At 59.2% G+C, this 13681-nt stretch carries 11 protein-coding genes and 1 pseudogene; 5 read left to right on the forward strand and 7 right to left on the reverse strand.

The window, feature by feature from the left end; all coding sequences use genetic code 11:
* Positions 1–2 precede the first annotated feature (2 nt).
* The 5 genes and pseudogenes from PMI11_RS19420 to PMI11_RS19440 form a co-directional block, all read left to right on the forward strand.
* Positions 3–137: pseudogene (locus tag PMI11_RS19420) on the forward strand (twin-arginine translocase TatA/TatE family subunit); the annotation flags it as partial.
* A 62-nt stretch (positions 138–199) separates the two neighbouring features.
* Positions 200–805 carry a M35 family metallo-endopeptidase gene (locus PMI11_RS19425; protein ID WP_007820306.1) on the forward strand — a complete coding sequence of 202 codons (606 nt, stop codon included), beginning with the start codon at positions 200–202 and terminating at the stop codon, positions 803–805.
* A gap of 1699 nt (positions 806–2504) precedes the next feature.
* Positions 2505–3305, forward strand: coding sequence for a hypothetical protein (locus PMI11_RS36665; protein ID WP_007820308.1), 801 nt, complete (start codon positions 2505–2507; stop codon positions 3303–3305).
* Between the two features lie 155 nt (positions 3306–3460).
* Positions 3461–4249, forward strand: a complete 789-nt coding sequence (locus PMI11_RS19435) for a DUF2092 domain-containing protein (RefSeq protein ID WP_007820310.1) — start codon at positions 3461–3463, stop codon at positions 4247–4249.
* Positions 4246–4575 carry a hypothetical protein gene (locus tag PMI11_RS19440; RefSeq protein ID WP_007820312.1) on the forward strand — a complete coding sequence of 110 codons (330 nt, stop codon included), beginning with the start codon at positions 4246–4248 and terminating at the stop codon, positions 4573–4575. The genes PMI11_RS19435 and PMI11_RS19440 overlap by 4 nt, the downstream gene beginning before the upstream one ends.
* A 12-nt stretch (positions 4576–4587) precedes the next feature.
* Here PMI11_RS19440 and PMI11_RS19445 read toward each other — a convergent pair whose 3' ends face one another.
* The 7 genes from PMI11_RS19445 to adh form a co-directional block, all read right to left on the reverse strand.
* Positions 4588–7758, reverse strand: coding sequence for an efflux RND transporter permease subunit (locus tag PMI11_RS19445; RefSeq protein WP_007820314.1), 3171 nt, complete (start codon positions 7756–7758; stop codon positions 4588–4590).
* A gap of 41 nt (positions 7759–7799) precedes the next feature.
* Positions 7800–8999 carry an efflux RND transporter periplasmic adaptor subunit gene (locus PMI11_RS19450; RefSeq protein WP_007820316.1) on the reverse strand — a complete coding sequence of 400 codons (1200 nt, stop codon included), beginning with the start codon at positions 8997–8999 and terminating at the stop codon, positions 7800–7802.
* A gap of 206 nt (positions 9000–9205) precedes the next feature.
* The gene (locus tag PMI11_RS19455; protein ID WP_037071709.1) at positions 9206–10339 is read right to left on the reverse strand and encodes a calcium:proton antiporter; all 1134 of its coding nucleotides are present in this window, start codon (positions 10337–10339) and stop codon (positions 9206–9208) included.
* A gap of 183 nt (positions 10340–10522) precedes the next feature.
* A complete protein-coding gene (locus PMI11_RS19460) occupies positions 10523–10873 on the reverse strand; it encodes a ribbon-helix-helix domain-containing protein (protein WP_007820318.1) in 351 nt (116 codons plus the stop codon).
* Between the two features lie 22 nt (positions 10874–10895).
* Positions 10896–11492, reverse strand: a complete 597-nt coding sequence (locus PMI11_RS19465; protein WP_007820319.1) for a DJ-1/PfpI family protein — start codon at positions 11490–11492, stop codon at positions 10896–10898.
* A gap of 87 nt (positions 11493–11579) precedes the next feature.
* The gene (locus tag PMI11_RS19470) at positions 11580–11972 is read right to left on the reverse strand and encodes a DUF779 domain-containing protein (protein ID WP_007820320.1); all 393 of its coding nucleotides are present in this window, start codon (positions 11970–11972) and stop codon (positions 11580–11582) included.
* Between the two features lie 73 nt (positions 11973–12045).
* On the reverse strand, positions 12046–13554 hold the full coding sequence (gene adh / locus PMI11_RS19475) for an aldehyde dehydrogenase (protein ID WP_007820322.1): 1509 nt from the start codon (positions 13552–13554) through the stop codon (positions 12046–12048).
* Positions 13555–13681 lie beyond the last annotated feature (127 nt).

Raw genomic sequence — 13681 nt, forward strand, 5'->3', positions numbered from 1 at the left:
TGATGGGTAGTTTGAGTATCTGGCATTGGTTGATCGTTCTGGGGATTCTCATGCTTCTATTCGGCCGCGGCCGCATCTCCGGTCTGCTTGGTGACATCGGTCAGGGCATCGGAAACCTGAAGCGGCATCTGAAAGACTGACCAATAAACCCGCGCACGGGTTTTCAGTGAAGCTGGAAAATGGATCAAAGGAGGTTGCAATGAGGTACTCGCTCCGAAAAGTTTTTATCGCAACAGGCGCGCTGCTCGCTGCCACGACTGCGCAGGCCGGTATCGACGAACAAAAGAAAGCATGCTCGAGCCAGCAGACCGCCGATCTGAACGAGGCGCTCAAAGCAGCAAAGAGCGGTCTGCTGAAGACGATCAAGTCAATCGGTTCGCCCACTGCCGCTGACGAGAACAGGTTTGTTGCGTGGTTCGGCGTCGGCACCCCTGCGGATATACAGTCAGTGCGCGGTGTTTATGAAACAGCGCTGACGTTGACCTCGATCTCGACATACTGGTGCCCGAACAACAGTATTCCAGAGTTGGTGTGGGATATAGGTGACATGGCCGCTGTTCACCCCGACGCTCCGGGTGCAATGTTCTTTACGCCGGAGTTTTTTACCCATCCTAAGGCGGGCACGGACAGCCAGCAGGGCACGATTGTGCATGAACTGTCGCATCGTTCGGGTGCGACGTTGCATCCCGAAGTCTATCAGCCAGGGCCGGCCAAAAACCTTGCTGTAAGCGACCCTGCCAAGGCCCGCAAGAACGGCGACAATTTTCAATATTACTACGAAAATCTGATGTTCGGCACACCCTGAGCGCGACGACATTGGAGTGCCTATGGTAAATCGATCGTCCTGGAACGCTAATCGGGGTAGATACAATGAAAAGACGATTTCATTTTTGCATTTGCCTAGCGGCTGGTTTAGCGGCATTCGCTCCCTCGGCGCATGCAGATTACTCGGTTTTTCGCGGAGCGCTGGGATCTGGCACTTGTATAATTCGAGACGCTACAGCCGCAGGTCCGCAGTATCCACAGATATTAGCTATCACTGGGGATTTACCGGCAGCTTGCAAAGCGGCGGCCACGTTCAAGACTGAGGATGCTGGAGCGGCCGGCAAATGCTACACCTATTCGGAGGACACCGTAACGGCCTGCTTAAATAACGGCGTGACCCTCAAGCCGTAAATTGTGAGATCGCCCGGCAACGCCCGAGACCTGCCAAATAGGAGTAACGAGGGTTCCCACCGGGGCCAGCCTCCAACTTTGTTCAACAGACAGATGATCTCCATGTGCGCCGCGTATTTTTGGTGCGCGACCGTATTTCCGTATTTGGGGCTGACTACAGATGCTTGAAAGGCACGTATCCAGATTCATGGGTAGACGTCCCAACGAGGTACCCGGACAAGACGGCGCGATGCCCACTCGAAAGTCCTGGCTATCCGAGCGGTACCAGGCCGCCAATTCACGGCGGCGGGAAGCGCGAAACCAGCGAAGCATAAGTGCCGCAACGATAGCAGCCGCAAGCAGCCACCCAAGATACCACACCGGTCCTGTCCGGAAGATTGCAGCGGCAGCGAGGAAGCTTGTCACGACCAACAACCAAGTGACGATCCGCAACGTGCGAAGAGGCCACCCTCGTTAGTGCGCTGCAGGGCCCAGGCAGCCACCACGTCCGCGAGCCACAGGCCGGTCACCGTGAAATTACTGAAGGCGACGAGGCCTTGGCGCGCGATCACCGCTTGGAAACTTCCGTGGAAGCTGCCGAACACCGCCCACCAGAAATGTAGAAGATAAGCCAGCAGCCCGACAGTCCAGAAGGCGCGCCACCAGCGGCGTGCTTGCCGCGCATCGATGTTAGTATCAAGGCGCTCTGTTCGACGGAGCGGAAATTATTACGGCATAGCCGAGTGAGGCTTAAACTTTACAAGCCTCTGTGTGATCAGGCCCCCGCAACCAATCTCTTCCATCTTCCCCTGTGACAATATCTGGATGTCTAGCTGCAAGAGGTCTGCCGCTCGCGGAAAAGCCGCGCCTTCCCTCGCCGACGCTAGCTCATCGTTCCCCAATGCTCACCATAACCTGAAGGCGTCAGCCCAAGCGAACGCAGCAAGGACGCAACACAAAACCAAGCCAAGCCCGCACACAAGCGGGCTCTTTTGTTGCTGCTAACCAGTCGAGGATCTACCCCCAAGGAGGCCGGCAAACAGGCAAAGCGCAAAAAGCGGCACAGGAAATCAACCAAATCCCGCAACGAAAATCTTCCCCACTTCCATCTCTCCAGAATATCCCAACGCCAATACCGCCGGTGCTTCGGTCCGTCGTAAGCATAGTGGGCTAGTCCTTGTCCGAATATTCACGTCTACTATCGAAATTTCGAATGTGCTAAAGTAATTTAGCGTGGTGCTTCAAGTTTCCGCGTACAGATTTCTATTGGTCTTTCCAGGCCTGCTGTCTCGTTCAGCCGGAGTATTTGTTTTCATGCAGTAAATCGATGAACTTTCCAGGAGGGAACAATGCGAAAATATGCATCTTCTCGATCGGCAATACGGCGCAGGGGGCGTTGGTTTCCGCTTGGGCTATCGATATCAAGCGTCTTCTGCGCCGTCACTCTTCTTACCGGGATTGCCGTTGCCCAGACACCCACCGAAGAGCAGCGCAACGAGGTTCGGGCAGCCTGCCGTTCCGATTTCATCGCACAATGTTCCGGCGTGCAGCCGGGTGGCATGGAGGCGCTGAATTGCCTGCAGCAACATGATTCCACTCTTTCCGCCGCCTGCCGCAAAGCGGTGTCTGCGATCACCGCCAAGCCGAAATCGACATCTGCAGAGCCATCTCAAACTGCGCCTGTTACGACAGGGGCGACGACGCCGGCACCGGCAGCTGGCGCTCAGACGGCGGCTCAACCGACCGAGGCGCAGCGCGATGCCGTTAAGTCAGCCTGCCGCTCCGATTTCATGGCGCAATGCTCCGGCGTGTCCCCGGGAGGTGCCGCGGCGCTCTCCTGTCTGCAGCAGCATAGTGCCCGTCTCTCGGCGCCCTGTCAGCAGGCCGTTGCGGCCGTCGGTGCAGCAGGCGCGCCCGCAGCCGGTGCAGGTGCTGCAACGGCTGCCGCACCGCCGGCAACCCGACCCGCCGGCATGCCTGTCTTTTCTCCGCGCGAGGAAATGATGATCGTGCGCGAGACCTGCGGGCCGGACTTCCGGGCTTTTTGCCGAATGGTGCCGATCGGCGGCGGGCGGGTCATCTCGTGCCTGCGGGACAATCTGCAGCGCGTATCGCCAGCCTGCCACAGGGTGCTGACCTCGGGGCTATAGCGGCCTTCCAATTTGTATCCGGTTTCACCGGGAATACCTGAGCCGTCAGGCGTTCTCCTGATGGTTCCTCACAGCCATTCCGCGATCGTTACAGCACGATCCGAAATCTCCGCATTCGATGAATTCAACGACGACACAAATGAAAGGCAGTTGTCATGTCATCGACTTCTCATCTATCGCGATTGAGACGAATATTAGCCTATTTCACCGTCGCCGCCGGCCTCGTTCTGCCGACACATGCATGGGCGGATGATGCAAAAGACCTTCTGAAGGCCATGTCCGATTTTCTGGTGGCGCAGAAGACGATATCCTTCAACTACCAGTCATCACTCGAGGCGGTGACGCCGGACTTCGAGAAGCTGCAATTCGTCAGTTCGGGTACGGCCAATATTACCCGGCCTGACAAACTGCGCGTGACGAGAACCGGCGGCTTTGCCGATATCGATGTCAGTTTCGACGGTTCGACGCTGACCGTGCATGGCAAGAACCTCGACGCCTACGCGAAGATCGACGGTAAGGGCTCGCTCGATGACCTGATCGACAGGCTCGCCGATGCTGGCGTGGAAGCACCGGGCGCCGATCTTCTCTCACCGCATGTCTTCGATATCCTGATGACCGATGTGACCGAGGCAAAACACATCTCGAGCGCCTTCGTGGACGGTGTGGAATGCGAATATCTGGCCTTCCGTACGCCGGGACTCGACTGGCAGATCTGGATACAGACGGGGCCGCAACCGATACCTCGGCGCTATGTGATCACCAGTAAACATGTCGTCCAGGCACCACAATACACGCTTGAGATCAGTGACTTCAAAAGCGGAGCGGACGTCGCCACCACGTCCTACGACATCGATATCCCGGCCAATGCCAAGACCGTCGATCTGAGCGAACTTCAATCGATCGATGAGCTTCCGGCGCCTGCCGTTACAGGAGATATGCAATGACCCGCAGCAAGCTCTTTTTCGCCCTCTGCCTTGCTAGTGTGATGACCTTCACGGATTTTCGTATAGAGGGGCAAGGTTCGCTGCCAGTGTCGATCGGCTTTGCCACACCGGCGGGTGCCGTCATCGGTCGGCCTCTAACGCCGCTCTCCTATGCCGGCGTTGCCCGCCGGACGACGCGCCGGGTTGTCCGGCGAACGGCGACGACGATTGCCGTTCTGCCTCCCGGTTGTATCTACGGCCCTTATTATGGCGGCTATTACTACCGCTGCGGTGGCTTGTATTATGCCAAGAGCGGCGGCGTCTATGTGCAGGTGATCGTGCAATAGGTGTCGGTCAGCCTATTGCACCCTGATCTCTGCCGCCTCTGCGACCGCAGGTGCTTTGCTGCGGCGCATTCTGAACTCTTCGAGGCGCTGCAGCACAACGTAGAAGGATGGAACGAACAGCACGGCAAGGCAGGTCGATGCGATCATGCCGCTGAAGACCGATATGCCGATCGACTTGCGGGCGGATGCGCCGGCTCCTGTTGCCAGGACGAGCGGCAGGACGCCGAGAATGAAGGCGAAGGATGTCATGAGGATCGGGCGGAAGCGCAGGCGGGCCGCCTCTACCGCGGCATCCAGTATCTCCATGCCTTCCTCGCGCTTTTCACGCGCATATTCGACGATCAGGATGGCGTTCTTCGATGCCAGCGCGATCAAAAGGATCAGGCCGATCTGGGTGTAGAGATTGTTGGCAACACCGGCCGCCATCAGCGCGCCGACCGTACCGAGCAGGGCAAGCGGGACGGCCAGCAGCACGGCAAGCGGCAGGATCCAGCTTTCATATTGGCCCGCAAGCACGAAATAGACGAGCAGCATGCCGAGCGCGAAGATATAGTAGATCTGTCCACCGACCGCCTTTTCCTGATAGGAGAGCGCCGTCCACTCATAACCGGTTCCTGTCGGCAAGGTCTGGTCGGCGATCTGTTCCATGACATCGAGCGCCTGGCCGGAGCTGAAGCCAGCGGCAGGTCCGCCAACGATGGTTGCTGACGGGTAGAGGTTGTAGAGGCTGATCAGTGAGGGGCCTTGCATCGGCTTGATATCGACAACGGTTCCAAGCGGCACCATCGTGCCATCGCCGGCCTTGACCTCCAGATTGCGGATATCGTCAGGAGTGACGCGAAATTCCGGAGATGCCTGGGCATAGACCTGGAATGTGCGGCCAAACTTATTGAACTGTGTCACGTAGCTCGATCCGACGTAGCCCGACAGCGCGGAGAAAACCTGTCCGACCGTGACGCCCAACGTCTCGGCCTTGATACGGTCGACCACGACCTCAAACTGCGGCACATTCGAGCGAAACGACGTGCTCAGCCTTTGCAGCGATGACTGCGCTTCGCCGTTTTTCACGATCGTATCGGTAAGGGACTGCAACAGTGCATAGTCGGAAACACCATTCTTGAGCTCTACCTGCATCGTGAAGCCGCTGGCATTGCCGACGCCCTGAATCGGGGGTGGCACGATGACCAGGGTTTTCGCGACCAGTACGTTTTGCAGCGCGCCGTTCAGATGCTGGTAGATGGACAGGAGATCCTGGCCCTTTTCCTTTAGCCTTTCGTCCCAGTCCTTCAGCACGACATAAGCAACGCCGGCATTCTGTAGGCTGGCATTGTTGTCGAGAACGGATATGCCACTGATCGTCAGGACCTGATCGACGCCCGGTGTCGCCTGGGCGATCTTGCCGACCTCCGCCATGACAGCGTCGGTGCGCTCCTTGGAGGCACCATCCGGCAGCTGTGCGCCAATCAGCACGTAGCCCTGGTCCTCGATCGGCAGGAATGCAGTCGGTACGCGCGTCAGCCCCCAGACGGCGACGCCCATCAGGGCCAGCGCAAGAACGACCATAACAGCGGCGTGGCGTGTCATCGCGCCGATCAGCCGGACGTATCCGCGTTCGCCCCAGTCGTAGATCTTGTTGAAGCCGCGATAGATGAAGTTGCGTTGTTCGGGAGGTACCGGCGTGCGCAGCCATAGGGCGCATTGCGTCGGTTTCAGCGTCACAGCATTGATGGCGCTGATCAGCGCCGTGGCTGCGATGACGAGGGCGAATTGCCGGTAAAGCTGGCCCGTCAGCCCTGGCAGGAAGGCGGCCGGAATGAAGACGGCCATCAGCACCAGCGTGATACCGATGACGGGGCCGAGCAGTTCGTCCATCGCCTTTTCGGCTGCCTGCCTGCCGGACATGCCGGCCTCGATATGCCTCGCAACCCCCTCGACGATGACGATTGCATCGTCGACGACGATCCCGATCGCGAGAACGATCGCAAACAGGGTGGAGAGGTTGACGGTAAAGCCCATGGCTGCCATCGCCGCAAAGGCGCCGATGATGGTGACGGGAACGGTCGTCGCCGGCACGAGCATGGCTCGCCAGTCCTGCAGAAACAGGAGGATAACGATGAGAACGAGAACGCCTGCCTCAATCAGCGTAACATAGACTTCGTTAATCGATGCCTTGACGAATTTCGTCGTATCGAAGGGCAGGTGATATTCGAGGCCCGGCGGGAAAGCCTTCGCCAGTTCCGCCATCTTCGCATCGACCGCCTGGGCCACGGCAATGGCGTTTGCTTCCGGCAATTGGGAGATACCGATACCGGCAGCCGGGCTGCCGTTCTGCATGAAGGTCTGGCTATAGGTTTGTGCACCGAGTTCAACCCGGCCGATATCGCGAATGCGCGTCACCCGGCCGCCGTCTGAACCGTCGACCTTGACGATGATGTTCTCGTAGTCGACCGCATCGTTCAGCCGGCCATTGATGTTGAGCGTGTATTGAAATGTCTGCCCTTGGGGAACCGGCGGAATGCCGATCTGGCCGGCCGTGACCTCCTGGCTCTGTTGCTGCACGACATTGACGATATCCTGCGGCGTCAGCCCGCGGGCCTGCAGCAGGTTCGGATCCATCCAGATGCGCATGGCATATTGGCCGGCGCCGAAGACCGTGACATTGCCGACGCCGGGCAGGCGGGCAAGTTCGTTCTGCAGGTTGATGACGGCGTAGTTGGAGAGGAACAGGCTGTCATAGCGGCTATCAGGCGAAGTCAGGCTGACGAAGCCGAGGATCGCAGTGGATTTCTTCTGGGTGCTGACGCCCTGAACCTGCACCGACTGCGGAAGCGACGACATGGCAATCGCAACACGGTTTTGCACCAGGACCTGTGCCTGATCGGGATCGGTACCGATGGCGAAGGTCACGGTCAGTGAGTAGGTGCCGTCGCTTGCGCTGGTGGACTGCATGTAGAGCATGTCCTGCACGCCGTTGACCTGCTGCTCGATCGGCAGGGCGACCGTATCGACGAGCGTCTTGGCGCTGGCGCCCGGGAAGCGCGTCGTCACCTGCACGGTCGGCGGAACGACATTCGGATATTGCGCCACAGGCAGTTGGAAGAGAGCCACCGCGCCAATGAGAACAAAGACCAACGCTAGAACATTGGCGAGCACCGGCCGTTCGATGAAGAAGCGCGAGATCATGCTGTTGTCCTTGGACGTTCAGATGAAGCGTGGTGGCGGATTTATTGTGTCGTCGCCGTGGCCTTTGCATCGGCGCCGGCTTCGGCCGGCTGCGTTTTCATATCGATTTTCTCGGGTGCAACCTTGCTGCCGGGTATCGCCTGCTGGATGCCTTGGATGACAACCCAGTCAGCCGGATCGAGGCCGGATTCGATGACGCGCAGCGCGCCTTCGCGTTGGCCCGTTTTGACCTGTTTCTGCTCGACAGCGTCATCTTTGCCGAGAACAAGCAGGTAGCTGCCGAGCTGGTTGGTGGCGATCGCATCGTCGCGTACGAGCAGCGCCTTTTCATTGTGGCCGATAGGCACGCGAACGCGCACAAAGAGGCCGGGCAGCATGGCCTTGTCCTTGTTGTCGAACAGAGCCCGGACCTGAAGCGTGCCGGTCGATGCATCGAGCTGCGGCGAGACGTAGTCGAGATGTCCCTTGTGGGGATAACCCTCCTCGGATTGCAGGCCGAGTTCGGCGGGGATACTCGGCAGGTCCGTCTGCTTGAAGGTGCGTCCCTGCTTTCTCAACATATCCTTGATCAGCAGCACCTGGGATTCGCTGACGTTGAAATAGGCGTAGATCGGATCCGTTTGAACGATGCTTGCAAGTTTGGTCGGGCCTGAGACGCCGACCAACGTGCCGATATCGACGAGGTGGTTGGTCACCGTACCGTCGAAGGGCGCAATAACTTCTGTATAGCCGAGGTTGATCGTCGCGAGTTCGAGATTGGCCTGGGCATTGAGGATTTGCGCATTGGCTTCGTCGAGCGTCGCCTTGGCGCTGTCGACGGCTGTCTGCGTCGTGACCTGCTGCTTCATCAGATTGACCTGACGATCGTACTCCTGCTTGGCACCAACCTGGGATGCCTGTTGCGATGCGAGGGATGCCTTGGCCTGATCAAGCTGGGCCTGATAGGTGTCGCGCTCGATCCCGAAGAGCTTGGTTCCCTTCGTTACCGTCGTGCCATCCTGATAGTCGATCGATTGAAGATAGCCTTGGACGCGTGCTTCGATATCGACCGAGTTCAGCGGTGCGGTATTGCCGGTCAGATCGAAATAGAGGGTGATTGGCTCCTGGACCGGCTGGGCGACGCGAACGGCTGGCGGCGGAGGCGGGACGTAGGTATTGCTGCTTCCATCGCATGCAGAGAGCGCTGCCGTGCCGATGAGCGTTACAAAAATCTGCAGACCCCGATGCAATCCCCCACGCATTGCTTCCGCCCCGACGATCTATTTTGCCCCGGTCTTCATGCGTGCCTTCGCGGCGGCCCCCATAAGCCGCCGGGTGTTTCAGGCATATGGTACTATGTCGCGGGGTCGCCTAAAATTGCAATAGCTTCTGGCATGCAATTTAGCTGTGCCTAAACGATTGGTGATCGCGTAATCCCGGCAACGGCTCAGTCTGCACCTATTTGTATTCACTGCTGGGTGATGAGCAGCACGTAAGCCACGAACAGCATCAGGTGAACTGCACCCTGCATGAGATTGGTGCGGCCACTTGAAAAGGTAATGATACTGACGGCGATCGTCAGCACGAACATGACGAGATCCGGCCCTTGAAGCCCTAGCGTGACCGGGTGCCCGTAGAGGCGGCTGATTGCCAGCATGGCCGGCACTGTCAGGCCGATCGTCGACAGGACCGAGCCGAGAAAGATGTTGATGGAACGCTGCAGATGGTTGGCGACGGAGGCGCGCACGGCGCTGATCGCCTCGGGTGTCGCGACAAGCACCGCCATGACCACACCTCCAAAGGCTGTCGGCGCGTGCAGGGTTTCGATGACGTAGTCGATTGGCTTGGCAAGCTGTTCCACCAGGAAGACGACCGGTCCCATATAGGCAAGCAGCAGAACGGCATGATGCCATACCGCCCGATGGTGCCGCATGTTGACGATGTGCTGTTCATGGTGGTTGCCGTCTTCGGCGAAGTAGCGCTGATGGCGGCCGGTCTGCAGCAGCAGGAATATGGTGTAGAGACCAATTGAGACGATGCCGAGAAACATTTGCCGCGGGGCCGAGGGGTGCGGACCATCCGGGCCGGCGAGAAAAGTCGGCATGACGAGGCTGAGGGTCGCGAGCGGCACGATGACGCCGAGATAGGCATTGGCGCCATGCAGATTGTGCTGCTGATCTTCCCGCCGCCAGGCGCCAAAGAGCAGCGACAGGCCAACCATGCCGTTCAGGATGATCATGACGACGGCAAAGAGCGTGTCGCGGGCGAGCGTCGGATTGTTTTCCCCATGCAGCATGACAGCCGAGATCGCCATCACTTCGATCGAGGTAATCGCAAGGGTCAGGATGAGGGTCCCGTAGGGCTCCCGAAGCTGCTCTGCCAGATGTTCGGCATGGCGAACGACCGACAGGGCTGACCCGAGCACGACGCCAAAAAGCCACAAGAAAATAAGGGTGAACCAGAAGGGTTGAGATAGTTTCTCGAAGATCGTCTCAGAAAAAGCAAGGAAGGCGAGGCTGGTCGCGACGCTCACGCCAAAGAACCATTCCTCGCGAACGATGCCCGCCATACTGGTCGTGCGCAATGCGGAACTGTCAGTCATCGGGATCACTACCGGCCACGGAGTATCCTCGCACCAAGACTAAGCGCGCTGCCATTTTCCTCTCCGCTCTCTCCGCCGCGTGGGCAAACCGAGCGGTGCGGCTTGGCGGCGGCTGCGAGCGATTGTCTCACGCAGAGGGGCATTCCGCCTATCTAAAAATCATCGCCTCAGGCTTGGGACGATTCAATGATATTTCCGCTTCTCTCGCCCCAGAATTTCCGGGGCGTTGAGGCCGGCAATCGGCCTCGATAGATCGGCGGGAATGTCGCCGGCGAGCTGGAGATCCAGATAGCGGGCGCAGCAGACGCGGAGGAACGAGGTGAAGTTGCCGAGATCATGGCCGGCGTCGATCGACTCGTGGTGCAGCCTGGTGATGAGCTGGACCACGTTCATGCCGTCGCGGGTGGCAATTTCCTCCAGCTTCGACCAGAAGAAATTCTCCAGCCGCACGCTGGTGACCATGCCGTCGATGCGCAGCGACCGGGTGGTGCTTTCCCAGAGCCGCGCATCGGCCTTGATGAACAGTTCACACATCACGTTCCTCCCGCCAGTCCGCTCAGGCGGCGTTGGTCTCCAGGGTCGTTGCCGCATCAAGCACCGTCATGAACTGGCGCAGCCACGAGGGATGGGCCGGCCAGGCCGGTGCTGTAACAAGATTGCCGTCGGAAACGGCATCGGTAATGGCGATGTCGGCATAGGTACCACCGGCAAGCTCGACTTCCGGGCGGCAGGCGGGATAGGCCGAGCAGGTGCGGCCCTTCAGCACGCCGGCAGCTGCCAGAAGTTGTGCGCCGTGGCAGATCGCGGCGACCGGCTTGTTGGCATCGAAGAAATGCCTGACGGCCTTGATGACCTCGGGGTTGAGGCGCAGATATTCCGGCGCGCGGCCGCCGGGAATGACGAGCGCATCGTAATCCTCGGCGCGAATGCTTTCGAATGTGGCATTCAGCGCGAAATTATGACCGCGCTTTTCCGAATAGGTCTGGTCGCCTTCGAAATCATGAATGGCTGTAGCGACCGTCTGGCCGGCAGTCTTGCCGGGGCAGACGGCATGGACCGTATAGCCGCAGGCAAGCAGCGTCTGGAACGGCACCATTGTCTCGTAGTCTTCTGTGAAATCGCCTGTAATCATCAGGATCTTGGACGCTGGCATTTCTTCCTCCCGTAAAAACCAACAGATGGACTTTAACAAAGGATCGCGGGCCGCGGGTACTAAGGGAATACTACACCGGATTTGGGTTCAGGTCGTCTCGCGGGCCCTGACATCGGGAATGGCGCAAGCCTCGCCGCCGAACATGCGCGAACGGGTGAGGAAGCGTTTCTCGCGGCCGTTATCGAGCGAAAACATGCCGCCGCGGCCGGGCACGACGTCGATGATGAGCTGCGTATGCTTCCAGGCCTCGAACTGGCTTGCGCTGATATAGACGGGCACGCCGCCGATTTCGCCAAGCTTGACGTCCTGGTCGCCGACAATGAAATCGTCCGTGGGGTAACACATGGGCGAGGAGCCATCGCAGCAGCCGCCGGACTGATGGAAGAGGATCTCAGGATAATCCCGCTGGATTTCCTTGATGAGGTCGAGCGCTGCATCGGTTGCGAGCACGCGCGGTTCGCCATTGACCATTTGTTCCATGATTGCCTCCTCCAAGACAATGCCTCCTCCCCGTGAAGGGAGGAGGCATGATAATAGCACGATCGGTTGCTTCTCAGAAGAAGCCGAGTTTCTTCGGGCTGTAGCTGACCAGCATGTTCTTGGTCTGCTGATAGTGGTCGAGCATCATCTTGTGCGTTTCACGGCCGATGCCGGACTGCTTGTAGCCGCCGAAGGCCGCATGGGCCGGGTAGGCATGGTAGCAATTGGTCCAGACCCGGCCGGCCTGGATTTCCCGGCCGAAGCGATAGGCGCGGTTGCCATCGCGGGTCCAGACACCGGCGCCGAGGCCATAGAGCGTGTCGTTGGCGATCTCGAGCGCTTCCTTCTCATCCTTGAAGGTGGTGACCGAGACGACCGGGCCGAAGATTTCTTCCTGGAACACACGCATCTTGTTGTGGCCCTTGAAGATGGTCGGCTTGATGTAATAGCCCTCAGACAATTCGCCGCCGAGATCGTTGCGCGAGCCGCCGGCCAGCACCTGAGCCCCTTCCTGCTTGCCGATATCGAGGTAAGCGAGGATCTTTTCCATCTGCTCGGTGGAGGCCTGTGCGCCGATCATCGTTGCCGGATCGAGCGGGTTGCCCTGCGTGATGGCTTCGACGCGTTTGACGGCCCGTTCCATGAAGCGGTCATAGATCGATTCCTGGATCAGAGCGCGGCTCGGGCAGGTGCAGACTTCGCCCTGGTTCAGGGCGAACATGGCGAAACCTTCGAGCGCCTTGTCGAAGAAATCGTCGTCTTCGGCAGCCACATCGGCAAAGAAGATGTTGGGTGACTTGCCGCCGAGTTCCAGCGTGACCGGAATGAGGTTCTGGCTGGCATATTGCATGATGAGGCGGCCTGTCGTCGTCTCGCCGGTGAAGGCGATCTTGGCGATGCGCGGGCTGGAAGCGAGCGGCTTGCCGGCTTCGAGACCAAACCCGTTGACGATGTTGAGCACGCCGGGCGGCAGCAGATCGCCGACGATTTCCGCCCAGAGTAGCAGGGAGGCGGGCGTCTGTTCGGCCGGCTTGATGACGACGCAGTTGCCGGCAGCAAGGGCCGGCGCCAGCTTCCAGGTGGCCATCAGGATCGGGAAGTTCCAGGGAATGATCTGGCCGACGACGCCGAGCGGTTCATGGAAGTGGTAGGCGACCGTGTCATGGTCGATTTCGCCGATAGTGCCTTCCTGGGCACGGATGCAGGAAGCGAAATAGCGGAAGTGGTCGATGGCGAGCGGGATGTCGGCCGCCATGGTTTCGCGGATCGGCTTGCCGTTGTCCCAGGTTTCGGCCTGGGCCAGAAGCTCCAGCTTGTCTTCCATGCGCTGGGCGATCTTCATGAGGATGTTGGAGCGCTCGGTGGCGGAGGTGCGGCCCCATTTTTCCTTCGCGGCATGGGCGGCATCGAGCGCCGCGTTGATGTCCTTTTCATCCGAGCGCGGGATTTCGCAGAGCTTGCCGCCGGTGACGGGCGTGACGTTGTCGAAATATTTGCCGCCGATCGGCTCGCGCCATTCGCCACCGATATAGTTGCCATATCTCAGCTTGTACGGCGACTCGACGATTTTCTGATGAAGCATGTCATCCTCCCTTGATGAACGGGTTCCGGATCGAACCAGTGAGAGGAAATCTGTGTCGCTTTTGGCCGATGGAACAGGGTCGCCCCGCAATACCGCAGCGCACAGTGTCGCAGAGTTGCGACAGGTT

Origin of the sequence: Rhizobium sp. CF142 (assembly GCF_000281145.1) — a bacterium.
Taxonomy (GTDB): Bacteria; Pseudomonadota; Alphaproteobacteria; order Rhizobiales; family Rhizobiaceae; genus Rhizobium.

Coding starts and splice junctions, on each gene's coding strand:
- PMI11_RS36665 (WP_007820308.1), top strand. CDS start 2,505: ATGCGAAAATATGCATCTTCTCGATCGGCAATACGGCGCAGGGGGCGT.
- PMI11_RS19470 (WP_007820320.1), bottom strand. CDS start 11,972: ATGGAACAAATGGTCAATGGCGAACCGCGCGTGCTCGCAACCGATGCA.
- PMI11_RS19455 (WP_037071709.1), bottom strand. CDS start 10,339: ATGACTGACAGTTCCGCATTGCGCACGACCAGTATGGCGGGCATCGTT.
- adh (WP_007820322.1), bottom strand. CDS start 13,554: ATGCTTCATCAGAAAATCGTCGAGTCGCCGTACAAGCTGAGATATGGC.
- PMI11_RS19450 (WP_007820316.1), bottom strand. CDS start 8,999: ATGCGTGGGGGATTGCATCGGGGTCTGCAGATTTTTGTAACGCTCATC.
- PMI11_RS19465 (WP_007820319.1), bottom strand. CDS start 11,492: ATGCCAGCGTCCAAGATCCTGATGATTACAGGCGATTTCACAGAAGAC.
- PMI11_RS19440 (WP_007820312.1), top strand. CDS start 4,246: ATGACCCGCAGCAAGCTCTTTTTCGCCCTCTGCCTTGCTAGTGTGATG.
- PMI11_RS19460 (WP_007820318.1), bottom strand. CDS start 10,873: ATGTGTGAACTGTTCATCAAGGCCGATGCGCGGCTCTGGGAAAGCACC.
- PMI11_RS19425 (WP_007820306.1), top strand. CDS start 200: ATGAGGTACTCGCTCCGAAAAGTTTTTATCGCAACAGGCGCGCTGCTC.
- PMI11_RS19445 (WP_007820314.1), bottom strand. CDS start 7,758: ATGATCTCGCGCTTCTTCATCGAACGGCCGGTGCTCGCCAATGTTCTA.
- PMI11_RS19435 (WP_007820310.1), top strand. CDS start 3,461: ATGTCATCGACTTCTCATCTATCGCGATTGAGACGAATATTAGCCTAT.